The sequence below is a fragment of the Actinoplanes sp. CA-131856 genome (assembly GCF_050956135.1).
Taxonomy (GTDB): domain Bacteria; phylum Actinomycetota; class Actinomycetes; order Mycobacteriales; family Micromonosporaceae; genus Actinoplanes.
This window is the reverse complement of sequence record NZ_CP191849.1, coordinates 4,206,337-4,227,086: the sequence shown is the minus strand read 5'-3', so window position 1 is coordinate 4,227,086 and position 20,750 is coordinate 4,206,337. Positions and strand designations below refer to the sequence as shown.

The 20,750-nt window shown below is 71.4% G+C and carries 24 protein-coding genes; 17 read left to right on the top strand and 7 right to left on the bottom strand.

The window, feature by feature from the left end:
- The first annotated feature begins 61 nt into the window (after positions 1–61).
- A complete protein-coding gene (locus tag ACQP2X_RS19485; protein WP_498698922.1) occupies positions 62–1,120 on the top strand; it encodes an iron-siderophore ABC transporter substrate-binding protein in 1,059 nt (352 codons plus the stop codon).
- Between the two features lie 54 nt (positions 1,121–1,174).
- Here ACQP2X_RS19485 and ACQP2X_RS19480 read toward each other — a convergent pair whose 3' ends face one another.
- The gene (locus ACQP2X_RS19480; RefSeq protein WP_498698920.1) at positions 1,175–1,603 is read right to left on the bottom strand and encodes a MarR family winged helix-turn-helix transcriptional regulator; all 429 of its coding nucleotides are present in this window, start codon (positions 1,601–1,603) and stop codon (positions 1,175–1,177) included.
- A gap of 86 nt (positions 1,604–1,689) precedes the next feature.
- Here ACQP2X_RS19480 and ACQP2X_RS19475 point away from each other — a divergent pair, with 86 nt between their 5' ends.
- From ACQP2X_RS19475 to ACQP2X_RS19425, 11 genes are all read left to right on the top strand, one after another.
- Positions 1,690–2,415 (top strand): FMN-dependent NADH-azoreductase, encoded by a 726-nt coding sequence (locus ACQP2X_RS19475; RefSeq protein WP_498698917.1) that lies wholly within the window; start codon positions 1,690–1,692, stop codon positions 2,413–2,415.
- Positions 2,412–3,071, top strand: coding sequence for a hypothetical protein (locus tag ACQP2X_RS19470; protein WP_498698916.1), 660 nt, complete (start codon positions 2,412–2,414; stop codon positions 3,069–3,071). Before ACQP2X_RS19475 ends, ACQP2X_RS19470 begins: the two co-directional genes overlap by 4 nt.
- 108 nt (positions 3,072–3,179) lie before the next feature.
- Complete coding sequence (locus ACQP2X_RS19465; RefSeq protein WP_498698914.1) at positions 3,180–4,145, top strand: sensor histidine kinase; 966 nt, start codon at positions 3,180–3,182, stop codon at positions 4,143–4,145.
- Positions 4,142–4,819, top strand: coding sequence for a response regulator (locus ACQP2X_RS19460; protein WP_498698912.1), 678 nt, complete (start codon positions 4,142–4,144; stop codon positions 4,817–4,819). The genes ACQP2X_RS19465 and ACQP2X_RS19460 overlap by 4 nt, the downstream gene beginning before the upstream one ends.
- Position 4,820: 1 nt before the next feature.
- A complete protein-coding gene (locus ACQP2X_RS19455; RefSeq protein ID WP_498698911.1) occupies positions 4,821–7,610 on the top strand; it encodes a Na+/H+ antiporter subunit A in 2,790 nt (929 codons plus the stop codon).
- Positions 7,607–7,996 (top strand): Na(+)/H(+) antiporter subunit C, encoded by a 390-nt coding sequence (locus tag ACQP2X_RS19450; RefSeq protein WP_498698908.1) that lies wholly within the window; start codon positions 7,607–7,609, stop codon positions 7,994–7,996. Before ACQP2X_RS19455 ends, ACQP2X_RS19450 begins: the two co-directional genes overlap by 4 nt.
- Complete coding sequence (locus tag ACQP2X_RS19445; protein ID WP_498698905.1) at positions 7,993–9,492, top strand: Na+/H+ antiporter subunit D; 1,500 nt, start codon at positions 7,993–7,995, stop codon at positions 9,490–9,492. Before ACQP2X_RS19450 ends, ACQP2X_RS19445 begins: the two co-directional genes overlap by 4 nt.
- The gene (locus ACQP2X_RS19440; RefSeq protein WP_498698903.1) at positions 9,489–10,022 is read left to right on the top strand and encodes a Na+/H+ antiporter subunit E; all 534 of its coding nucleotides are present in this window, start codon (positions 9,489–9,491) and stop codon (positions 10,020–10,022) included. The genes ACQP2X_RS19445 and ACQP2X_RS19440 overlap by 4 nt, the downstream gene beginning before the upstream one ends.
- On the top strand, positions 10,019–10,315 hold the full coding sequence (locus ACQP2X_RS19435) for a monovalent cation/H+ antiporter complex subunit F (protein WP_498698902.1): 297 nt from the start codon (positions 10,019–10,021) through the stop codon (positions 10,313–10,315). The genes ACQP2X_RS19440 and ACQP2X_RS19435 overlap by 4 nt, the downstream gene beginning before the upstream one ends.
- Complete coding sequence (mnhG, locus tag ACQP2X_RS19430; protein ID WP_498698900.1) at positions 10,312–10,662, top strand: monovalent cation/H(+) antiporter subunit G; 351 nt, start codon at positions 10,312–10,314, stop codon at positions 10,660–10,662. Before ACQP2X_RS19435 ends, mnhG begins: the two co-directional genes overlap by 4 nt.
- Complete coding sequence (locus tag ACQP2X_RS19425) at positions 10,659–11,072, top strand: BON domain-containing protein (RefSeq protein ID WP_498698898.1); 414 nt, start codon at positions 10,659–10,661, stop codon at positions 11,070–11,072. The genes mnhG and ACQP2X_RS19425 overlap by 4 nt, the downstream gene beginning before the upstream one ends.
- Before the next feature lie 4 nt (positions 11,073–11,076).
- Here ACQP2X_RS19425 and ACQP2X_RS19420 read toward each other — a convergent pair whose 3' ends face one another.
- Genes ACQP2X_RS19420 through ACQP2X_RS19410 form a run of 3 tightly spaced genes read right to left on the bottom strand, consistent with a single transcriptional unit; the run spans position 11,077 to position 13,051 of the window.
- A complete protein-coding gene (locus ACQP2X_RS19420; protein ID WP_498700975.1) occupies positions 11,077–11,958 on the bottom strand; it encodes a MutS-related protein in 882 nt (293 codons plus the stop codon).
- Complete coding sequence (locus ACQP2X_RS19415; RefSeq protein WP_498698897.1) at positions 11,874–12,542, bottom strand: hypothetical protein; 669 nt, start codon at positions 12,540–12,542, stop codon at positions 11,874–11,876. Before ACQP2X_RS19415 ends, ACQP2X_RS19420 begins: the two co-directional genes overlap by 85 nt.
- Positions 12,539–13,051, bottom strand: a complete 513-nt coding sequence (locus ACQP2X_RS19410; protein WP_498698895.1) for a MutS-related protein — start codon at positions 13,049–13,051, stop codon at positions 12,539–12,541. Before ACQP2X_RS19410 ends, ACQP2X_RS19415 begins: the two co-directional genes overlap by 4 nt.
- Between ACQP2X_RS19410 and ACQP2X_RS19405 the strand changes: the two genes are divergently transcribed.
- Entirely contained in the window at positions 13,035–13,604 is a 570-nt protein-coding gene (locus tag ACQP2X_RS19405; RefSeq protein ID WP_498698894.1) for a hypothetical protein, read from the top strand. The two genes, ACQP2X_RS19410 and ACQP2X_RS19405, sit on opposite strands and share 17 nt — an antisense overlap.
- A gap of 15 nt (positions 13,605–13,619) precedes the next feature.
- Here ACQP2X_RS19405 and ACQP2X_RS19400 read toward each other — a convergent pair whose 3' ends face one another.
- Positions 13,620–14,387 carry a dienelactone hydrolase family protein gene (locus ACQP2X_RS19400; protein ID WP_498698891.1) on the bottom strand — a complete coding sequence of 256 codons (768 nt, stop codon included), beginning with the start codon at positions 14,385–14,387 and terminating at the stop codon, positions 13,620–13,622.
- Positions 14,384–15,340, bottom strand: coding sequence for an alpha/beta hydrolase (locus ACQP2X_RS19395; protein ID WP_498698890.1), 957 nt, complete (start codon positions 15,338–15,340; stop codon positions 14,384–14,386). Before ACQP2X_RS19395 ends, ACQP2X_RS19400 begins: the two co-directional genes overlap by 4 nt.
- Positions 15,341–15,409: 69 nt before the next feature.
- On the opposite strand from ACQP2X_RS19395, the gene ACQP2X_RS19390 reads away from it, so the two are divergent.
- Both ACQP2X_RS19390 and ACQP2X_RS19385 read left to right on the top strand, forming a co-directional pair.
- The gene (locus ACQP2X_RS19390) at positions 15,410–15,958 is read left to right on the top strand and encodes a TetR/AcrR family transcriptional regulator (RefSeq protein WP_498698889.1); all 549 of its coding nucleotides are present in this window, start codon (positions 15,410–15,412) and stop codon (positions 15,956–15,958) included.
- Entirely contained in the window at positions 15,955–17,271 is a 1,317-nt protein-coding gene (locus tag ACQP2X_RS19385; protein ID WP_498698887.1) for a peroxidase family protein, read from the top strand. The genes ACQP2X_RS19390 and ACQP2X_RS19385 overlap by 4 nt, the downstream gene beginning before the upstream one ends.
- On the opposite strand, the gene ACQP2X_RS19380 is transcribed toward ACQP2X_RS19385, so the two are convergent.
- A complete protein-coding gene (locus ACQP2X_RS19380; RefSeq protein ID WP_498698885.1) occupies positions 17,264–17,830 on the bottom strand; it encodes a TetR/AcrR family transcriptional regulator in 567 nt (188 codons plus the stop codon). The genes ACQP2X_RS19385 and ACQP2X_RS19380 overlap by 8 nt on opposite strands.
- Before the next feature lie 67 nt (positions 17,831–17,897).
- Here ACQP2X_RS19380 and ACQP2X_RS19375 point away from each other — a divergent pair, with 67 nt between their 5' ends.
- The gene (locus ACQP2X_RS19375) at positions 17,898–19,547 is read left to right on the top strand and encodes an MFS transporter (protein ID WP_498698883.1); all 1,650 of its coding nucleotides are present in this window, start codon (positions 17,898–17,900) and stop codon (positions 19,545–19,547) included.
- 229 nt (positions 19,548–19,776) lie between these two features.
- Entirely contained in the window at positions 19,777–20,493 is a 717-nt protein-coding gene (locus ACQP2X_RS19370) for a hypothetical protein (protein ID WP_498698881.1), read from the top strand.
- The last annotated feature ends 257 nt before the right edge of the window (positions 20,494–20,750 follow it).

The window sequence follows — 20,750 nt, the reverse complement described above, 5'->3', positions numbered from 1 at the left end:
TCGACTAGTTAGGCGAGGCTAACCTACTATGCCGCTCACAGGTCTTTCGAGAGGGGTTTCCATGCGCCGATCCATCAGCGTGCTCGCTGCGGCCGTCGTGATGCTCGGGGCATGCGGCAGCGGCGACTCGGGCGAGTCACCGTCGTCCACCACCGCTTCGGGCGCCACCGACACCTTCCCGGTGTCCATCGAGCACAAGTACGGCACCACCGAAATCAAGGCGGAGCCGAAGCGCATCGTCGTGGCCGGCCTGACCGAGCAGGACTCGCTGCTCGCGCTCGGCGTCGTCCCGGTCGCCACCACCGAGTGGTTCGGGGAACATCCGGGCGCCATCTGGCCGTGGGCCCAGGACGAGCTGGGCGCGAACGCCAAGCCGGCCGTCCTGTCGAACACCGACGGCTACCAGTTCGAGAAGATCGCGGCCCAGCGCCCCGACCTGATCATCGGCCTCTACTCGGGCATCACCCAGTCCGATTACGACACGCTGTCGAAGATCGCGCCGGTGGTGGCCCAGCCCAAGGGCGGCATCGACTACGGCATCAGCTGGCAGGACACGCTGCGTACGGTCGCTAAATCCGTCGGCCGCACCGCACAGGGCGAGAAGATCGTCACCGACGTCGAGGGCAGAATCACGGCCGCCAAGTCGGCGCATCCCGAGTTCGCCGGCAAGAGCGCCCTGATGGCGACGACGTGGGAGGGCTACTACGTCTACGGCACGAAGGATCCGCGCGGCCGCCTGCTGACCGACCTCGGTTTCACGCTGCCGGCCGACCTGGACGCGCTGACCGGCAAGGAGTTCGGCGTCAGCATCAGCCGCGAACGCACGGACCTGCTCGACGTGGACGCGATGGTGTGGCTGGTGCCGAACTACGAGACGGACAAGGCGAAGATCCACGCCGACGCCCTGTACGCCAAGCTGAAGGTGAAGACCGAGGCCCGCGACGTCTTCCTCGAGGACGAGGAGCTGCTGGGCGGCGCGACGTCGTTCATCAGCCCGCTGAGCCTGCCGTTCCTGCTGGACGGCCTGGTCCCCCAACTGGCCGCCGCCGTCGACGGCAACCCGGCCACCGCGGTGGTCCGCGCGACCGCCTCCCCGGCTCCGGCCCCGGCCGCCTCCTGATCCTTCCGCCAGGACTCACTCACCGAGAAGGCCCCGCTCGCCGGCGGGGCCTTCTCATTGCTCGGCAAGCACCTTCTCCAGGGCCTTGGCGACGGTACGGGCTTCAGCCGCGCTCATCCGGGACGTGAAGTGCCGTGCGATGCCGGCCAGATAGACCGGGGCCGCCTCGCGCAGGCGCCGGCGCCCCTCCTCGGTGATGACGGCGTAGGCGGAGCGCTTGTCGCCGGGATTGGCCTCACGGGCGACCAGCCCGGCGGCGACCAGGCTGTCGACCACGCGGCTGGCCCGGGTGCGGCTGACGACAGCGACCTCGCCCAGCTCACCCATGCTGAGCTTGCGACCGGGGGCGGAGTTCAGCTCCAGCAGCACGTCGTACCAGGTCAACGGCAGATTGCAGGCCGCCTGAAGCTCCTTGTCGAGCCGCGGGACCAGGGCCGCGTGCACCCGCAGCAGAGCCGCCCACGCGGCCAAGGTGTCACTCATCACCGAAGCCTAACCAACTCTTGTGCGTGCGCACGCATCAGAGCAAGAATGTGCGTGCGCACGCATTCTTACGTCAGGAGATCATCATGAAGCTGCTGCACCTGTCCGCCTCACCGCGCGGCCCCCGCTCGGAGTCGCTGGCCCTCGCCACCACATTCCTGGACACCATCCGCGACTCCCACGACACCGCGTCGCCGGACACCCCATCGCCGGACCCCTCGCCGCTGGACGCCGCGTCGCCGGACCCCTCGTCGCTGGACGCCGCGTCGCCGGACCCCTCGCCGCTGGACCTCGAGACGTACGACCTCTGGGACGGGACCCTGCCGGCGTTCGGCCCGGACGCGGCGGCGGCCAAGATGGCTGTTTTCGCCGGCGAGGAGCCGCGTGGCGCGGAGGCAGACGCCTGGAACGCGGCCATCGCCACCTTCCGGCGGTTCGACGCGGCCGACCGTCATCTGTTCAGCGTCCCCATGTGGAACGCCGGAATCCCGTACATCCTCAAGCAGTTCATCGACGTCGTCAGCCAGCCCGGCCTGGTCTTCGGCTTCGACCCCGAGGCCGGCTACCGCGGGCTGCTGCGCGGCAAGCGGGCCGCCGTCATCTACACGAGCGCCGTCTACGGCCCCGGCCGCGGCCCGGCCTTCGGCACCGATTTCCAGGCGCCGTACCTCGAGGACTGGCTGCGCTGGGCCGGCGTCGACGACATCCGCACCGTTCACTTCCGCCCCAACCTGGCCACCGCCGACGCCGCCTCCGCCCGCCGCCTCGCCCACGAGCAGGCGCGCGACCTCGCGAAAGGATTTTTGCAATGAAGGCCTTCGTCTGGGCGCTTCCCGCCCACGGCGTGCTGCTCGGCCTGAGCACCCTCAGCCATCAGCCGCCCGTCTCCGATTTCACCGCCTACGCCGAGTACACAACCACCGATATTTTCCTGGTCAGCCACCTCGGCGCCAGCGTCTTCGGCGCCGCGCTCGCCATTCTGGGCGCCAGCGGACTGGCCTTCTCGCTCGGAAGTAAACCGGCGTTCGCGGGGCTGGCCCTCACCACGATCGCCAACGTCTTCCTGGCCGCCACCTTCGGCAGCGCCGCCTTCGTGCAGCCCGGCATCGGCCGCGCGCACCTGGCCGGCGTTCCGGGCATGGCGACGCTCAACGGCGACACCGCGTACGGCCCCGCACTGTTCGCCACCGCCCTGTCCGCCTCTTTCCTGCTCGTCGTCGCCGCCGTGGTGATGGGGGTCGCGATCAACCGCGCGGGCCGGCGACCGTACGGCATCGCCTACGCCGCGTTGATAACGCTCTTCGTAGCCGGCATCGCCATGCCGGTGGTGCAGCCGTTCGCCGGCTTCGGCTTCGCCGCGGCGACCGCCCTCCTCGCCTTCCGTGGCGGCCGGCAGGCACGCCGAGACGACTTCGACCGCCCGCTCGGGGACGTCGCGGCGGCAGGGCCGGTCGCGCCCCACACTTGAGCGGTGACGCCCCCCACGGTCGCGTATGGGGGTCGGCACGGATGGACGCGCAGGTCACCGAACCGGCAGGCTTGACGTGGACCTGAAACCGATCGGATGGGTGGCCCTGTGTCGTTGTTCTGGCGAATCTTCTCGTTGAACGCGGCCGTGCTCACCGTGGCGGCGCTGGTGCTGCTCTTCGCGCCGGTCACCGTCTCGGCGACGGCGCGCCTGACCGAGGCCGTGATCATCTTTGCGGGCACGGTCGCGACGCTGATCGCCAACGCCGCGCTGCTCCGGGTGGGCCTGCGGCCGCTGGCCCGGGTCACGCGCGTCATGACGACGATCGACCTGCTGCGGCCCGGCACGCGCCTGGCCGCCGAGGGACAGGGCGAGATCAGCGCGCTCATGCACGCCTTCAACACCATGCTCGAACGCCTGGAGCACGAACGCGCGTCGAGCGCCGGCCGGGCGCTCGCCGCGCAGGAGGAGGAACGGCACCGCATCGCCCAGGAGCTGCACGACGAGATCGGTCAGACGCTGACCGCCGTGCTTCTGGACCTCAAGCGCGTCGCCGACTCCTCCCCTGGCCCCGTCCGCGATCAGCTGCGCCAGGCCCAGGAGAGCACCCGCAACAGCCTCGACGAGATCCGCCGCATCGCCCGCCGGCTTCGTCCCGGCGTACTCGAGGAACTCGGCCTGTCCAGTGCCCTGCGCGCGCTGGCCACCGAGTTCACCACGGCCGGGCTGACCGTCCGCCGCCAGGTGGCCTCCGATCTGCCTCCGCTCGGCAAGGACGTCGAGCTGGTCGTCTACCGCGTGGCCCAGGAGGGTCTGACCAACGCGGCCCGCCACTCCGGCGCCCACCACGTCGAGCTGTCACTGCGGAACCAGCCCGATGGGGTACGTCTGTGCGTGCGCGACGACGGCCGGGGCCTGGGCGCCGCCACCGAGGGCGCCGGCATCCGGGGCATGCGCGAACGCGCGCTTCTGATCGGCGCCACGCTCACCGTCGAGCCGGCGCCGGGCGGCGGCACCGCGGTGTCGCTGCACGTTCCCGCCCGCTCGACCGCACCCCTGGGAGGCACCGCATGAGCACGCCCGCCGACGGGAGCCGCCCGGCCACGCCCACCCGCATCCTGCTGGCCGACGACCACGCGCTCGTCCGCCGGGGCGTACGGCTGATTCTCGACAACGAACCCGACCTGAAGGTGATCGCCGAGGCCGCCGACGGCGCCGAGGCCGTGGCCCTGGCCGCGGCCGACCCGCCGGACCTGGCCGTGCTGGACATCGCGATGCCGCGGATGACCGGGCTCCAGGCCGCGCGCGAGCTGACCCGCCGCCAGCCCGGCCTGCGGATCCTCATCCTCACCATGTACGACAACGAGCAGTACTTCTTCGAGGCCCTGCGGGTCGGCGCGGCCGGCTTCGTCCCGAAATCCGTGGCCGACCGCGACCTGGTCGAGGCCTGCCACGCGGCGATGCGCGACGAGTCCTTCCTCTATCCGGGCGCGGAGACGGCGCTCGTCCGCGACTACCTCGAACGCGCCCGTACCGGCGAGATCCCGGCCCGTCCCGTGACCGAGCGCGAGGAGGAGGTCCTCAAGCTCGTCGCCGAGGGGCACTCCACGCGCGAGATCGCCGAGCTGCTGTTCATCAGCGTCAAGACGGTGGAGCGCCACCGGTCCAACATCCTGGCCAAGTTGGGCCTGAAGGACCGGCAGGAACTGACCCGGTACGCGATCCGCTCCGGTCTGATCGAGCCCTGACATGCTCGCGATCCTGCTTCTGCACGCCTTTGCCGCCCTGACCGCGCCCCTTTTGATCAGGTTTGCCGGTAACCGCGGGCTCTACGCGCTCGCCCTCGTGCCGGCGTCGGCGGCTGTCTGGGCCGTCCTGAACCCTGGTCCGGTCGCGGAGACGTACCGCTGGGTTCCGCATCTCGACATGGACATCGCGCTGCGTTCGGGTCCGTTGCCGTGGCTCATGCTGCTCATCGTCGGCGGCGTCGGTGCGGTCGTCCTGGCGTACTGCGCCTCGTATTTCCCGCCCGGCGATCCCGGCCTCGGCCGGTTCGCCGCGGTCTTCCTCGGCTTCGCCGGCGCGATGACCGGGCTCGTGCTTTCCGACGACCTTCTTCTGATGTACGTCTTCTGGGAGCTCACCACGGTCTTCTCGTACCTGCTGATCGGGCACAAGCCGTCGCATGCGGCGGCGCGCCGGGCCGCCATGCAGGCTCTGGTCGTGACCACGGCCGGCGGCCTGGCGATGCTCGCGGGCTTCGTCATCCTGGGGCACGGCGCCGGGACGTACCGCTGGTCCGAGATCGCCGCCGGCCCGCTGCCGGCCGCGAGCACCACGGCGGCGGTGCTGATCCTGGCCGGGGCGCTGTCCAAGTCGGCCATCTTCCCGTTCAGTTTCTGGCTGCCGGCCGCGATGGCCGCGCCGACACCGGCGTCGGCCTATCTGCACGCGGCCTCGATGGTGAAGGCCGGCGTCTTCCTGGTCGGCCTGCTCGGCCCGGTCCTGGCCGCCACGCCCGCCTGGTCGCCGATCGCGGTCACCGCGGGCGCTGTCACGCTGCTGCTCGGCGGCTGGGCCGCGCTGCGCCAGCACGACCTCAAACTGATTCTGGCGTACGGAACGGTGAGCCAGCTCGGCCTGCTGACCGTGGCGTTCGGCGCCTCCACGAAGGCCGCCGCCCTGGCCGGCGTGGCCCTGCTGCTGGCGCACGCCTTGTTCAAGGCCACCCTGTTCCTGGTCGTCGGCGTCATCGACAAGCAGACCGGCACCCGCGATCGGCGCGAGCTGAACGGTTTGGCGCGCCGCATGCCGGTGCTGGCCGCCGTGGCCGCTCTGGCCGTGGCGTCGATGGCCGGTGTGCCCCCGCTGGCCGGCTTCGTCGGCAAGGAGGCGCTGTTCGCCGCGTTCGAGCACGACCCTCTCGTTCTGGCCGTTCTCGTCGCCGGCTCGGTGCTGACCGTCGCTTATGGACTGCGGTTCCTGTGGGGAGCCTTCGGCACCAAGCCTGTCGCTGCCACCGGCGCGTCCGGTCCCTCTCCCGCTTTCGTCGCGCCGGCGGCATTGCTCGCGGTCGCGGGGATCGCGGCCGGGGTGGGCGCGCCTGCGCTTGATGGCGCGCTCACCTCGTACATCAATCTCTGGACAGGGACCACCGACCACCTCGCGCTGTGGCACGGGTTGGGTCTTCCGGTGCTGCTGTCGGTGGTGGTGCTGCTCGGCGGCGCGGCGATTTTCCTTGCCCAGCAACGCGGACTCCGGTGGCCGGAGCAGCGGCTGCCGGCGGCGGACGGCGTCTACCGGCGGCTCATGGCGGCCATCGACCGGGCCGCGGTCGAGGTCACCGGGGCCACACAGCGCGGGTCGCTGCCGTTCTCGCTCGGCGTCATCCTGCTGGTCCTGGTCGTGATGGGCGCGACGACGCTCCTGCTGTCCGGGTTCCGGCCCCACGCTCTGCGGCTCTGGGACACGCCGCTGCAACTCGTGGTCGGCGCCGTCGTGGTGGCGGCGGCACTGGTCGCGGCGCGGGCTCAGCGGCGGCTGACGGCGATGATCCTGGTCGGGGTCTGTGGTTACGGGGTGGCCGTCCTCTTCGTGCTGCACGGCGCGCCGGACCTCGCACTCACCCAGTTCCTGGTCGAGACGGTCACGATCGTTATGTTCGTGCTGGTGCTCAGGCGCCTTCCGCGACGGTTCTCGGAGCGGCCGCTGCGCGCCACGCGCTGGATCCGCATGGCCGTCGCCGTGGCGACCGGCGCGGTCACCTCGGCCATGGCCTACGTGGCGGTCAGCGGGCGGCTCGCGGTGCCAATCTCCGTTAACTTCCCGGAGCCCGCGGTGTCCTTCGGCGGCGGCCACAACGTGGTGAACGTCGCCCTGGTCGACATCCGAGCCTGGGACACGATGGGCGAGATCTCGGTGCTCGTCGTGGCCGCCACCGGCGTGGCCAGCCTCATCTACCAGCGCAGCGCGGCCTTGCAGCGCCGCCGGGCCGAGCAGACCGTGCCGCCGCGCCAGGCCGGCTGGCTGCTCGCCGGTGAGAGCCGCGAGTCGATCATCTTGCAGGTCGTGGCCCGGCTGCTGTTCCACACCATCGTGCTGTTCTCGGTCTACCTGCTCTTCTCCGGCCACAACGCGCCGGGCGGCGGCTTCGCCGGCGGGCTGGTGGCGGGGCTGGCCCTGACCATCCGCTATCTGGCCGGCGGGCGCCGTGAGCTCAACGCGGCGGCGCCGGTCGACGCGGGACTGGTGCTCGGCACCGGTCTGCTGATCGCGGTCGGCACCGGAGCGGCGGCACTGGTGGCGGGCGGGCAGGTGCTGCAGAGCGCCCTGGTCGACGTGACGCTGCCACTGATCGGACACGTTCACTTCGCCACGTCGGCCTGTTTCGACGTCGGCGTCTACCTCGTCGTCGTCGGGCTCGTGCTGGAGATCCTGCGCAGCCTCGGCGGCGAGCTCGACCGCCAGCACGCCGCCTCGGCCGAGGCCTCCGCAGCCGGTGACCCGACGCAAGAGCGACGAGAGAAGGAGCTGGTATGACACCGAACCTGGTCTACGTCGTCATCGTCGGCGTGCTCTTCGCGGCCGGCGTCGCCATGCTCCTGGAGCGCAGCCTGACCCGGGTCCTGATGGGGATGATCCTGCTCGGCAACGGCGTCAACCTGCTCATCCTGCTCGGCGGCAGGGCCGGGGCGCCGCCGATCGTCGGCGCCGCGCCCGAGGAGGACATGGCCGACCCGCTCCCCCAGATCATGATTCTCACCGCCATCGTCATCACGCTCGGCATGACCGCCTTCCTGCTGGCCCTGGCCTATCGGAGCTGGGCCATGGCCGGGCACGACGAGGTGCAGGACGACGTGGAGGACCGCCGCATCATGCGCCTGGCCGAGACCGACCAGGGCTCCGGAACCGAGGACGACCGATGACCTGGCTCGTGCCCCTGCCCGTCGTCATGCCGCTGATCGGCGCGGCGCTGACGTTGATGATGGCCGGCCGGCCGCGCGCTCAGCGGACCGTGAGCCTGACCGTCCTCACCGCCACCGTGCTCGTCTCGGCCGCCCTGCTCTGGCTCACCACCACCGGCGGCTCGATGGTCGTGACGGTCGGCGGCTGGGCGGCGCCGCTCGGCATCGTGCTCGTGGCCGACCAGCTGGCGGCGCTGATGTTGGTCGTCTCCTCCACCATGACGGTGTGCGTGCTCGTCTACTCGATCGGTCAGGGCATGGCCGACGGGCACGAGGAGACGCCGCTCTCCGTCTACCACCCGACCTATCTGGTGCTCACGGCCGGTGTGACGAACGCCTTCCTGGCCGGCGACCTCTTCAACCTGTTCGTCGGTTTCGAGATCCTCTTGGTCGCCAGCTATGTCCTGTTGACGCTCGGTGGCACCGAGAACAGGATCCGGGCCGGCATCACGTACGTCGTCGTGAGTCTCCTGTCGTCGGTCATCTTCCTGACCGCGATCGGCCTCATCTACGCCGCCACCGGCACGCTCACGATGGCCCACCTCGTCGAGCGCCTGGACGAGCTGCCGGACGGCCTGCGCCTGATGCTCCAGGGCATGCTGCTGCTCGCCTTCGGCATCAAGGCCGCGGTCTTCCCGTTGTCGTCCTGGCTCCCCGACAGCTATCCGACCGCGCCCGCGCCGGTCACGGCCGTCTTCGCCGGCCTTCTCACCAAGGTCGGGGTGTACGCCATCATCCGCACCGAGACGCTGTTGTTCCCCGGCGGGCGTGCGGCGGTCGTACTCCTCATCCTGGCCCTGCTGACGATGGTCGTCGGCATCCTCGGCGCGGTCGCGCAGTCCGACATCAAACGGCTGCTGTCGTTCACTCTGGTCAGCCACATCGGCTACCTGCTGTTCGGGGTCGGCCTGACCACGCAGCTGGGCCTGTCCAGCGCCATCTTCTACGTGGTCCACCACATCACCATCCAGACCACGCTGTTCCTGGCCACCGGCCTCATCGAGAGACGCGGCGGCAGCACCGCGCTGGACCGGCTCGGCGGGCTGGCCCGGCTCTCCCCCGTGCTGGCCATCCTGTTCCTGGTGCCCGCTCTCAACCTGGCCGGGATCCCGCCGTTCTCCGGGTTCATCGGCAAGCTGGGCCTGGTTCAGGCCGGCGCGGCCGACGGCGGTGTGCTGGCCTGGCTACTCATCGCGGGCGGGCTGGTGACGAGCCTGCTGACCCTCTACGCGGTCGCCCGCGTCTGGAACCTGGCCTTCTGGCGGGTCCCGCCCGCGTCGGCGCCCGCACGGAGCCCGTTGCCGCCGCTGATGGTCGGCCCCACGATGGCGCTGGTCGCGCTGGGCGTGGGCCTCACGGTCGTGGCGGGCCCGCTCTTCGACATCGGCGACCAGGCCGCCGGCGGCCTGCTGGAACGGTCGGGCTACGTCGAGTCCGTCTTCGGGGGTCCGCGATGAGGGGGCGCTGGCGGGACAGAGCCGTCGCGGCGCTCGGGCTGACCGCGATCTGGGTGCTGCTGTGGGGCTCGTTCACTCCACTGACGACGGTGGGCGGGCTGATCGTGGCCGTCGTGGTCCTCGCCGTCTTTCCGCTTCCGCCGGTGACCTACGCCGGGCGGGTGCATCCGCTCAGGGTGCTGCGCTTCGCCGTGCGCTTCGTCCTGGACCTCGTCATGGCGAGCGCCCAGGTGGCCTCGCTCGCCTTCCGGTTCGGGCATGTTCCGCGGAGCGCCGTCATCGCCGTACCCCTGAAGGTCCCGTCGGACCTCGGCCTGACGCTGACCGCCGAGGCCCTGTCGCTGGTGCCCGGAAGCCTCATCGTCGAGGCGGACCGGGAGCGCGGGGTTCTCTACGTGCACGTGCTCGGCGTGAAGGACGCGGCCGACGCCGACCGTTTCCGCCACGGCGTGCTCGACCTGGAACGCCGGATCGTCCAGGCGTTCGGCTCACCGGCCGAGCGCCGTGTCATCAAGGAGCCGCCGACATGACCGTCATCGCCGTGCTGGTCACTTCCCTGCTCGCCCTCGGCGCCGTGCTGGCCCTGGTCCGGATCGTCCGCGGGCCGTCCGTCCTCGACCGGATCGTCGCCACCGACGTGCTATTGGCGGTCATCGTGATGGCCATCGCGGCCGAGGCCGCCTTCTCCCGCGACGCGACCGGCCTGCCCATTCTCGTCGTCCTGTCCATCCTGGGCTTCACGGGCGCTGTCAGCGTCGCCCGCTTCACCTCACCCGCGGCTGATCCGGCCGGGGCCGAGCCGGCGCCGAGGGGGCGGCGATGAGCGGAGTCCTCGACGTCGTGGCGGCGGTCTGCCTGGTGGTCGGCGCGGTCCTCAGCCTCTCGGCCGGTGTGGCGCTGCTGCGCTTCCCCGACCTGCTCTCGCGGATGCACGCCGCCACCAAGCCTCAGGTCCTCGGCCTGCTGCTCGTGCTGCTCGGCTGCGGTCTGCGGCTGCGCGACGCCGTCGACGTCACCACGCTGATCCTCGTCGGCGTCTTCCAAATGGCGACCGCTCCGGTGGCCGCGCACATGGTCGGCCGCGCGGGCTACCGCGCCGGGATGGCCCGCGCCGACCTGGTGGTCACCGACGAACTCGCCCCCGCCGACGGATCCGGCGAGCGGCCATGACGCGATTCTTTCCCGACCCGCCGCCGGAGGATCCCGCACCGGCCGACACCCGGCTGGCCCGCCGGGTCTCCGCCGCGCTGGCCGGGCACGAGGGCGTGACCGCGGGCGTGCAGAACGGCGTCGTCATCCTGACCGGAGTGGTGCCCGACGCGCGCAGCCACGACGCCGTGCTCCGGCACGTACGGGAGATGGGCGGGGCACGCGACCTGTGTGACGGCCTGACCGTGCGCGACGGCGAAAGCGGCCCGGGCCGCGAGGCCGAGCTCTTCGGCGAGCTGGCCGCCCGCCTGGCCGTCCGTCCCCCACCGCGCGAACCACGACGCGGCCGGGCGGCCGTCGCCGCCCGTCTCTTCGCGGTCGAAATCCTCGCGCTGATCGCCGACCGGCTGCTGCGGGGCCGCCGGCGGTGACGCCTCAGGGCTTGCGCACACGGTTCCACAGGTCGGCGCCGTGGCTCGTGGCCTCCGGCTCGGCTTCCCGCAGGCGGAACGACCGGTCGCGCCCGGCCCGCAGGAACAGCGCCGGATAACGGTCGCGGTCGCGGTAGCAGCCCTGCGCCAGCTCGTTGAGGTGGGTCACGAACACCACCGTCACGCCGGCCCCGGTCATCGCGTCGATGACGCGGCGCGCGATGTCGGAGCCCTCCCGCTCGTTGGTGGACTGGAACGACTCGTTGCACAGCAGCAGGCCATGCGGCGCGATGACGTCGGCCACCCGCGACATGCGCCGGAGCTCCTCGTCGAACTTGCCGCTGGTGAGCGCGTCGTCCTCGTCGGTGGTGAAGTGGGTGAACACACCCGAACGGGCCGTCGTGGTGAAGGCGGTGGCCGGGACGAACGCGCCCGCGGTGGCGAGCAGCTGGGCCAGGCCGACGCCGCGCAGGAACGTGGACTTACCGCCCCGGTTGGCACCCGTAATCATGATCAGCGAGGTGCCGTCGGCGTCGACATCGTTGGCGGCGACCGGTTCGCCGAGACGCAGTTGCAGGCCCGGGTCGTAAAGGCCGCGAGCGCTGAACGACCGCTCCGCCGCGTCGCGGACCACCGGCCGGCAGACCGGCGCGCCGCGTTCGGTCAGCGCTCGGCGCAGGGCCAGACATCCGACGTAGAAGGCCATTTCCGTACGCAGCGACGCGAAGAACAAGAGCACGTGCTGGGCCGACCGGACGGCGCTGTCGGCGAGACCGGCCAGGGCCTGGTCACGCAGGGAACTCAGCGCCCGGTGCCCGGCCTCGTCGCCGTAGGGAATCTTGTAGGTCGCGGTGGGTGGCTTCGGCGCGGAGCCACGGCGGAACAGGGATCGCGGCGAACGCGGTGGCCGGCGACCACGAACTGCTCGCTCTGGTTGCCCGAGCCGAGCCGGGCCGAGACGAGCAGATTCCCGCGCGGCCCGAGTTGGCGGATCGCTTCGGCCGCCGACTCCAGGTAGTCCTCGTTCAGGTGGTCGCCCACCATCGTGAAGAACTGCCGGAACCCGGCCGACGAGACGCGCGGTCCGTACCGCTCGGCCAGCGTTCGGAGCTCGCGCAACAGCTCGACAAAGGACGTGAGGGTGATCGTCGCCTGGCTCAGCAGGGTTTCCGGCGTGTCGAAGAAGACGGCTCGGGCCGCGGCGCGCTGAGCCTCCAGGGCGCGCCCGGCGAGCTCGTACAACTGCCCGCCGAGGTCCGGCTCACGCACGCAATCGTCGAGGATGTCCTGCCGATAGGCGACCCGAGCGGCGTCGATCGGCCCGGACAGCAGGACGCGGCGGGCGGTGGCGGCGATCTCGGGATCACCGGCCGCCATCGCGTCGATCACCGCGGACAGCCCCAGGTCATCGGCGACGCCGTCCGCCAGCTTCGCTTCCGGCGCCTCGGCGAACAGCAGACCCGGCCTCATGCGTTCGCCTCGATCCGGGCGCGCAGCTGTTCGGTGGTGAGACCGTATTTCGCGGCGAGGGCCAGGGCGTGCGCCTCGCCGTCGGCCCGGCCCCGGGTGACCTCGAAGGTGCGCCTGGTCGCGTCGTGGGCGTCGATACCCGTGGTCAGCGAGACGATCCGGGGGTCGAGCCGGGAGAGCTCGTCGATGAAGGTGACACACACGCCCACCGCGCCCGCGTCGAGGACCGCCCGCAGCACGTCGCTGCTCATCGCGCGCGCGTCGACCCACGTGGTAGAGCTGAACATCTCGTTGAGGATCACCACCGAGCGCTCGCCGGCCGTCGCCAGCAGGGCGGCCATGCGCTCGACCTCGTCCTCGAGCCGGCTCGTCAGGTCGCCGGCACGGTCACCGCGGTCGAAGTGGGTCAGGATCGCGTCCGGCGCGTGCAGCGCGACGGTACGGCCCGGCACGGGCAGGCCCAGCGCGGCCAGGTGATAGAGCTGCCCGACGGTGCGCGCGAAGGTCATCTTGCCGCCCTGGTTGGGTGTAGCGGAGATTGCCGAGCTCGGCCAGCAGATTCCTCGCGCCCGCCGACATCGCGGCGAAATCGGGGCCCGCGCAGTACTCCCCCAGCCATGTCAGCCACTCACGCAGCGCGGCCGAGGCCGGCGCGGCTTCTTCGAGGGCGCCGGCGATGGCCTCGATGACTTCGGCGTACGAGGCGATGGCGTTCAGCCGCCATCGGTACGCCTGGTGCTGATGCCGTACTCGTTGCGCCGCCTCGAACTGCCGCCGGCAGCGGCTGAGTCCGTCGCCGAAAGCCCGCATCGCCGTACGCAGGCCTTGGTCCTCGAGGTCGGCGAAGACCGCCTGCCTCCGCCGGATGGCCGTCGCGTCGGTGAGGCGGGCGTGGAAGGCCGGCCGCAGATGGTGTCCTTCCCGGCCGGCCACCACGGCGTCGACGATCTGGCCGAGCTGGAGGTCCGGGAAGTAGGCGGGCTCGGGAGCCTCACGCGGCAACGCGAACAGGCCGGTGAAAGAGGAGGACATGTCACCCCGGATGCTACGCGAGCGGGGTGACACGTCGCTCCGGGTTCAGCGGGCGAAGACCTCGTCCAGGAAGTTGACCAGCTCGCGCCAGCTCCGCTTGTCGGCCTTCTCGTGGTACGGCGGGATGCCGGGCAGGGTGTACGCGTGCTGGGCCCCCGAGTACAGGGTGATCTGCCAGTCGAGGTCGGCCCGGGTGCGCAGCTCGTCGGCGAACTTCTGCACCGCCGAGTCCGGCACCACGGGGTCGTCGGCGCCGGTGAGGATGAGCAGCGGGCCGGCGATGGCGGCGACGTCCGCGGGCTCGTGCGTGACGAGGCCGCCGTGGAAGGAGACCGCGCCGGCGAGCGGGGCCCCGGTGCGGGCGAACTCCACCGCGGCGCTGCCGCCGAAGCAGTAGCCGAGAACCACGATGCGGTCGGGGTCGACGCGCGGGTCCCGGGCGACGACGTCGTAGGCGGCCCGCACGCGCGCCCGCATCAGCGCGAGGTCGCCGTAGTACTTGCCGGCCTCGGCGGCCGACTCCTCGTCGTTGTCGAAGGTGACGCCGGCGCCGTAGATGTCGGCCGCGAACGCGAAGTAGCCGAGGCGGGCGAGCATCTGCGCGCGGGCCTTCGGGTACTCCCGCAACCCCGTCCAGTCGTGGACGACGATGACCGCGGGCTTGCGGTCGGTGACGGCGGCGTCGTGTACGGCGTACCCCTGAAGGGGTTGCCCCTCATGCTCGTAGGCGACGGTCTCGTCCTCGATGCGGGCGCCCGCGCCGGCCGGCACGGTGTCGACGAGGTTCTGGTGAAGGGTGGACAGCTCGGTCATGCTTCCGATCTTCGTACCTCCGAGGGGTGGGGCGTCAGGCGGCCCCGGAGGAAGCCGAGGATCCGGGCGCGGGCGGCCCGGGCCTGCCGGACGAGGCCGGGCGTGCTGACGAAGGCGTGCGGCGCGCCGGCGTACTCGGCGACCTCGGCGGGAACCCCGGCATCGCGGAGCCGGCGGGCGTACGCCCGGCCCTGATCGGCGACCGGGTCGAGCGTGGGCACCACAATGAGTGCCGGCGCGAGCCCGCTGTGATCCTCGGCGTACAGCGGTGACACGGCGAGGGGATCCGTCCCGGCCGGGACGGCCAGCCGCAGGAAGAACTTCATCTGCGTGACGGTGAGGGTCGGGCTGTCGGCGTGCTCGCGCATCGAGGGATGGTCGAGCGCGGTGGCGGTGAGGTCGGTGCACGGGTTGACCAGCACCTGAGCCTGGATGGCGGGACCCGCACGTAAGGCGGTCATCGCGGCCACGACACCGCCCGCGCTCTCGCCGAGGAGAGCGACTCGCTCCGGGTCGACCTCGGCCCAGGTGAGCACGTGGCTCAGCACGTCCCACCCGTCCTCGACGGCCGCCGCCAGCGGGGTGCCGAACGAGACGAGGCGATGCTCGACCGACACGACCACGGCCGGCAGGCGGGCCGCGAGGTGGCTGGTGATCCAGTCGCTCTGCACGGCCGTGCCGACGAAGCCACCGCCGTGCACGTGGAGCACCAGGGGCAAGGGTGTGGCCGCGCCGGGCGGCCGGTGAACGCGGATTCGCACGACACGATCGGGCAGCGTGACGTCCTGCCACCGGATCGCGACCCCGCGCGCCGGAAAACCGGTCACGATCCGCGACAGCGGGGACGAGCGCCGCCGGTTCTCGGCCTCACTAAGTGAACGAAGTGTCGCGGGTGTCATGGCCGACCAGTCCGGCTCCTTGCGCAGCGCGGACAGAACACGGATGCCGAGCATGTCTCCTCCAACAAGTAACGCTACCTCTGGTATCGAAACTAGAAGTAGCGTAACTGCTAGAGTGGCGGCGTGGCCAGACCCCGTACCGGCATCGACGCCGAAGTCTTCGCGGCGACGCTCAAGACGGTCCACGAGCTCGGGTACGCCCGCGCCACCGTCGACCGGATCGCCGCCGAGGCGGGAATAGCGAAGACGACGATCTATCGCCGCTGGCCCACCAAGGGCGCCCTGCTGACCGCCTGCCTGGTCGACGCGTTCGGCCCGGCGCCGCTGACCGGCGCGAGCCACGAGGAGATCCTGGCCGGCGCCGTCCGCTGGATCGCCGGGAAGATCGGCGAGCCGGGCATCGGGGCCGCGTTCGCCGGCGTCTTCACCGACGCCGTGCACGACCCTTCGCTCCGGGCCATCTTGTCGGCCCAGCTTCAGGACCCGTACCGGATCGCGATCGAGGAGACGCTCGGCATGGCCGAGCGGGAGGTGCTCTTCATCATCGACGTCGTGGTCGGCACCCTGCTGCACCGCATGGGCATGACCGGCGAGCCGATGGCCGACGACGACGTCGAGGCGCTGATCACGCTCGTCACGAAACGGGAGGCCGCCCGGTCACAAGGGGCATGACCCATCCCACCCGCGACCACTGCCTCAGCCTCGTCCGCGCCGTGGACCGCCCGACCGGCGCGGCCCGCTACGGCCGCATGTTCCCCGGCCTGGAACCGCTCGGCGCCGACCCGAAGCTGCTGATGCGCGCCGGCGACACCGGCGGCATCTGCGACGCGGCGCCGTTGCTGGACCGGCTGAACCCGGGCGGCGACGACGCGGCCGGGGCCGCGGGCTGGCCGTTCTTCGGCCAGCTGATCGCACACGACATCACCGCCGACCGCTCGCCCCTGGCCGGCGGCATCGACCCCGAGGCGCTCAAGAACGCCCGCGCGCCCAAGCTCAATCTGGAGATGCTCTACTCCGACGGCCCGATCGGCTCGCCGTACCTGTTCGACGTGAACGATCCGGCGAAGTTCCTCGTCGTCGACGGCGACGTTCCGCGCAACCCCCAGGGCGTCGCCCTGATCGGGGATCCGCGCAACGACGTACACAGATTTGCCCTGTCCCTGCATGTCGCCCTCATCGAGGCGCACAACCGCATCGTCGACTGGCTGCGCGACGGCGGCGCCTCGGAGGCGGATGTGTACGACCGCGCGCGCATCACCCTTACCTGGCACTACCAGTGGATCGTCGTGCACGACTTCCTGCCGCGCCTGGTCGGCGCGCCGCTCGTCGAGGACGTCCTGGCCAACGGCGGCCGCTGGTTCGCGCCGGAGCCGATGCGGGCGTACATCCCGCTGGAGTTCGCCGACGCCGCCTTCCGTTACGGGCACGGGCAGATCCGGCACACGTACCGGCTCGTCGAGGGCGGACCGGAGGTGCCGCTCTTCCCCGATCTGGTCGGGTTCGGCCCACTGGAGGCCGACCGCCACATCGATCTGGCGCAGATCTTCGACGTGCCCGGCCGGCCGCCCGCGCAACGGGCCAAGCGCCTCGACGGCCGGCTCGCGTCGAGCCTCATCGGGCTGCCCGTGCAGGTCACCGGGGCCGTCGACACCGACGCGTACCACTCCCTGGCCGTGCGCGATCTGCTGCGGGGCGAGACGACCGGCCTGCCCAGCGGCGAGGCCGTCGCCCGCGAGATCGGCGCCGAGCCGCTGGTCCTTCCGGACTGGCCGCACGGCGTCCCGCTGTGGTTCTACATCCTCAAGGAGTCCGAGCTGCTGGGCGACGGCGACCGGCTGGGCCCGGTCGGCGGCCGGATCGTGGCCGAGGTGCTGATCGGCCTGCTCCGCGCCGATCCGGCGAGCTATCTGAGCCTGGAGCCCGGCTGGCCGCTGCTGCCCGCCCGCGGCGACAGCTTCACCCTGGCCGACCTGCTCATCAAGTAAACGATCCTTCGCCCCTGGTCATCGAGAGCAGCAACTCCCGCGTCCGCTCCAGCGCCGCGGGGTTGCTGCCCCCCTCGTAGAGGGTCGCCAGCGAGGCGCCGTCGGCGGCCTTCGTGATGATCAGAACCCGGTCCGGGTGTAGCCCGTCGGAAGTGAACGCCGATTCCCACTGCCGCGCGTCCGCCTGGAGGATCTCGGCCACCCCCGGCACCGTCGACAGGGCGGCCGAGAGCAGCAGGTGCTCCGAGATCGCCGTTTCGTCGCCCAGGCTGTCGAAAATCACCCGGACGTACGCCCGGACGAGCCGCCCGGCGGCGTGATCGGCCGGGTCGACCGCCGCGCGGACCTCGGCCGCGAACGTGTCCACCTGATCCTGCGCGAGCGCCAGCAGCAACTGGTCGCGGCTCCGGAAGTGATGCAGGAGCCCACTTTTGGAGACTCCCGCCTCACGCGCGATGACGTCCAGGCTCACACCGGCGCCCTGCTTGCCCACGGTGCGCGCGGCGGCGTCGAGCACCGTGCGCCGCGTGCGGGCGGTGTCCCGTTCACGAGGAGGCATACGGATCACAGTAGTAGCCGACCATTTGGTCTGTACTACCGACCATATGGTCGGCTATCGTCGGAGCATGACTTCGAACGGACGCCGCTGGGGTGCGCTCGCCGCCCTCACGCTGGCGGTGACGCTGCTGGCGGTGGACGGCACGGTTCTGGCGCTGGCCGTGCCCGCGCTCACGGCGGACCTCGCACCGACCAGCAACCAACTGCTCTGGATCGGCGACGTCTACTCGTTCGCGCTCGCCGGGCTCCTCATCAGCATGGGCACGCTCGCCGACCGCATCGGGCGCAAGCGCCTGCTCCTGCTCGGTGTGACCGGATTCGGCGCGGCCTCCCTGCTCGCCGCCTTCGCGCCCAGCGCGGAGTGGCTCATCGCCGCCCGGGCGCTGCTCGGCGTGGCCGGCGCGACCCTCATGCCGTCCACGCTCTCGCTGGTCCGCAACATCTTCCCGGAGCCGCGGCTGCGCACCCGGGCCATCGCGATCTGGTCGGCCGGCGCGTCCGGCGGCGCGGCGCTCGGCCCGCTGGTCGGGGGCCTGCTGCTGGAGCACTTCTGGTGGGGCTCGGTCTTCGTCATCAACGTGCCCATCATGCTGCTGGTGCTGGCGGCCGTGGCCATGCTGGTGCCGGAGTCCCGCGATCCCGCGCCGGGCCGTTTCGACCCGTTGAGCGCGCTGCTCTCGGTGGCCGCGATCGTCCCGCTGGTGTGGGCGATCAAGGACGCCGCCCACTCGGGTGTGAACGTCTCCTCACTTGCGGCGGCCCTGATCGGCCTGGCCGCCGGCACGTGGTTCGTGCGGCGCCAGCGGCGGCTCACCTCGCCGCTGGTCGACGTCACGCTCTTCGCCCGCCCGGCGTTCAGCGGCACGGTCGCGGCGAGCGTGATCGCCATCTTCGCGTTCAGCGGCCTGCTGTTCTTCTTCTCGCAGTACCTGCAACTGGTCCGCGGTTACTCGCCGCTCCAGGCCGGCTTGCGCGAACTCCCGTTGACCCTGGCGTCGATCGCGGTGGTCGTCGTGGCCGTCCGCGTCATGAACCGCCTGGGCGTCGGCCGTTCCCTCGGCCTGTCCCTGCTGGTCACGGCGGCCGGCTTCGCGGTGCTGACGGTCGGCGAGGGCGCGCCGGGCTACAGTGTGCTGGCGGTGGGCCTGGTCGTCATCGGGCTCGGCGTCGGCATCGCCTTCACGGCTTCGACGGACGCGATCCTGGCCTCGGTCCCGCCGCAGCGGGCGGGTTCGGCGTCGGCGGTCTCCGAGATGGCGTACGAGCTGGGCGTGGCCACCGGAATCGCCCTGCTGGGCACATTGCACACGGTGCTCTACCGGGCATCACTGCCCGATCTGTCCGCCCTGCCCGACGCGGCACGAACGGCGGTCGACGAGTCGCTGGCGTCGGCCACCCAGGCCCTGAACGGCAGCGCGCTGCTGGACGCCGCCCGCGACGCTTTCTCCCACGCCATGCAGGCGACGTCGCTCGTCGCGGCCGCCCTGCTGCTGATCGCCGGCCTGCTGGCCTGGAAGCTGGTCCCCTCCGGCCCCGTACCCGCCGGAGAGCACATCCTCGATGAGCCCACCCTTGGCGAGCCCGCTCCCCGCGAGCCCTCCTCTGACACGCCCGCCTCTCACACGCCCGCGTCTCACACCCCCGCCTCTCACGCGCCCGCCTCTCACGCGCCCGCCTCTCACGCGCCCGCGGAGGCGGATTCAGTCCGGCAGCAGTAGCGACGCGGAGCCGGGCGACTCCTCACGCGAGGAGCTGCCCGGCTCCTCACTCACGGCTCTGGGAAGCTTGAGCGAAGGTTCGTTTACTTACTGGTCATGGCCCACTGACGCGGCGTGGCCGCCTTCCATGCTCTGACGGCAATCGCGGGCAACGGGCAGCGTTGTGCGCCCCTCCCCCTCGCGTCCATGCGTTACGGTTCCTGCTCAAAGACGCTAGGGGGCATGGACGATGGTCGACGTCATCGAGACGACGGAACTGACGGGCGCGCGCCGCCGCATGGACAAAGTGACGAGCGCCGCCGTCATGGTCACGATCGATGCCGTCCTGTTCCTCGTGATCGCGCTCGTCGGCGTGCCGTTCCTGATGTTCATCTTCGGCGACGAGTCCGGAACGTGGGGCCGGCTCTGGCCGTACGTCGGAAGCTGGGTCCTGGCCGGCCTGGGCGGCGCCGCCTGCGCGGCCGCGGCGTTCGGCCTGACCCGCAGCGGCGCCCAACTCGCCCGCCATGCCGGTGCGGCCGCCGCCCTGGGCGCCGCCGTCGTCGCCGTGCTCATCTCCGTGCTGCTGTGGCGTTCCCTGATGCTGGGCCCGGTGACGGCGGTCTTCGTCATCGCCAACCTGCTCGCCGCTTTCACTCTCTTCAACGCCAAAGAGCCTTCCCTCGTACGCTTCCAGCCCGCCTCCCTTCCGCCGGAGCCCTCGGCAATCCCCGACATGCCCGGCTTCGCCACCGAGGACGCCGTCACCCCCACCGACGTCGACGAGCTGTACCGCCGCCCCAACTCCACCCCCGAGGCCGAGACAAAGTCGACCATCGACTTGCGGGTCCGCCCCCGCCCCGGAACCGCCCGCCGGCGCCCCCACACCCGGCCCGCCCTCCACACTCTCGCCGGCGTTCAGCTGCCACCGCGCGCTCGCCGCAGCCGCCCCGCGAACCGCGGCTAACTCACACCGCCGTTTCTCGTCCTGGCTCTGATCCTCTCGGGCGCCCTCGCGCCGGCCACCACCCTGTAAACCGCGCGTAATAACCTCGCGCCCGACGCCCGGCGCGCTCATCGCCCACGCGCGAGTGCGAAGGATCCGCAGGCACAGCGATTCGGCGGAGCGGGGAATTGGCTCGCTCTCGGTCGGATCCTGCGCCATGGTGTAGCGGTGATAGTCGTTCAGCGGGTTCGCGTGCGGTGGAGCGCCGCTTCGCGCGG

What these genes read in the sequence shown, in the direction of transcription:
- mnhG (WP_498698900.1), top strand. Translation starts at nt 10,312, where the DNA reads ATGAGCGGAGTCCTCGACGTCGTGGCGGCGGTCTGCCTGGTGGTCGGC.
- ACQP2X_RS19375 (WP_498698883.1), top strand. Translation starts at nt 17,898, where the DNA reads ATGACTTCGAACGGACGCCGCTGGGGTGCGCTCGCCGCCCTCACGCTG.
- ACQP2X_RS19380 (WP_498698885.1), bottom strand. Translation starts at nt 17,830, where the DNA reads ATGCCTCCTCGTGAACGGGACACCGCCCGCACGCGGCGCACGGTGCTC.
- ACQP2X_RS19370 (WP_498698881.1), top strand. Translation starts at nt 19,777, where the DNA reads ATGGTCGACGTCATCGAGACGACGGAACTGACGGGCGCGCGCCGCCGC.
- ACQP2X_RS19460 (WP_498698912.1), top strand. Translation starts at nt 4,142, where the DNA reads ATGAGCACGCCCGCCGACGGGAGCCGCCCGGCCACGCCCACCCGCATC.
- ACQP2X_RS19425 (WP_498698898.1), top strand. Translation starts at nt 10,659, where the DNA reads ATGACGCGATTCTTTCCCGACCCGCCGCCGGAGGATCCCGCACCGGCC.
- ACQP2X_RS19440 (WP_498698903.1), top strand. Translation starts at nt 9,489, where the DNA reads ATGAGGGGGCGCTGGCGGGACAGAGCCGTCGCGGCGCTCGGGCTGACC.
- ACQP2X_RS19435 (WP_498698902.1), top strand. Translation starts at nt 10,019, where the DNA reads ATGACCGTCATCGCCGTGCTGGTCACTTCCCTGCTCGCCCTCGGCGCC.
- ACQP2X_RS19415 (WP_498698897.1), bottom strand. Translation starts at nt 12,542, where the DNA reads ATGAGGCCGGGTCTGCTGTTCGCCGAGGCGCCGGAAGCGAAGCTGGCG.
- ACQP2X_RS19480 (WP_498698920.1), bottom strand. Translation starts at nt 1,603, where the DNA reads ATGAGTGACACCTTGGCCGCGTGGGCGGCTCTGCTGCGGGTGCACGCG.
- ACQP2X_RS19450 (WP_498698908.1), top strand. Translation starts at nt 7,607, where the DNA reads ATGACACCGAACCTGGTCTACGTCGTCATCGTCGGCGTGCTCTTCGCG.
- ACQP2X_RS19400 (WP_498698891.1), bottom strand. Translation starts at nt 14,387, where the DNA reads ATGACCGAGCTGTCCACCCTTCACCAGAACCTCGTCGACACCGTGCCG.
- ACQP2X_RS19410 (WP_498698895.1), bottom strand. Translation starts at nt 13,051, where the DNA reads ATGACCTTCGCGCGCACCGTCGGGCAGCTCTATCACCTGGCCGCGCTG.
- ACQP2X_RS19470 (WP_498698916.1), top strand. Translation starts at nt 2,412, where the DNA reads ATGAAGGCCTTCGTCTGGGCGCTTCCCGCCCACGGCGTGCTGCTCGGC.
- ACQP2X_RS19485 (WP_498698922.1), top strand. Translation starts at nt 62, where the DNA reads ATGCGCCGATCCATCAGCGTGCTCGCTGCGGCCGTCGTGATGCTCGGG.
- ACQP2X_RS19475 (WP_498698917.1), top strand. Translation starts at nt 1,690, where the DNA reads ATGAAGCTGCTGCACCTGTCCGCCTCACCGCGCGGCCCCCGCTCGGAG.
- ACQP2X_RS19445 (WP_498698905.1), top strand. Translation starts at nt 7,993, where the DNA reads ATGACCTGGCTCGTGCCCCTGCCCGTCGTCATGCCGCTGATCGGCGCG.
- ACQP2X_RS19385 (WP_498698887.1), top strand. Translation starts at nt 15,955, where the DNA reads ATGACCCATCCCACCCGCGACCACTGCCTCAGCCTCGTCCGCGCCGTG.
- ACQP2X_RS19395 (WP_498698890.1), bottom strand. Translation starts at nt 15,340, where the DNA reads ATGCTCGGCATCCGTGTTCTGTCCGCGCTGCGCAAGGAGCCGGACTGG.
- ACQP2X_RS19455 (WP_498698911.1), top strand. Translation starts at nt 4,821, where the DNA reads ATGCTCGCGATCCTGCTTCTGCACGCCTTTGCCGCCCTGACCGCGCCC.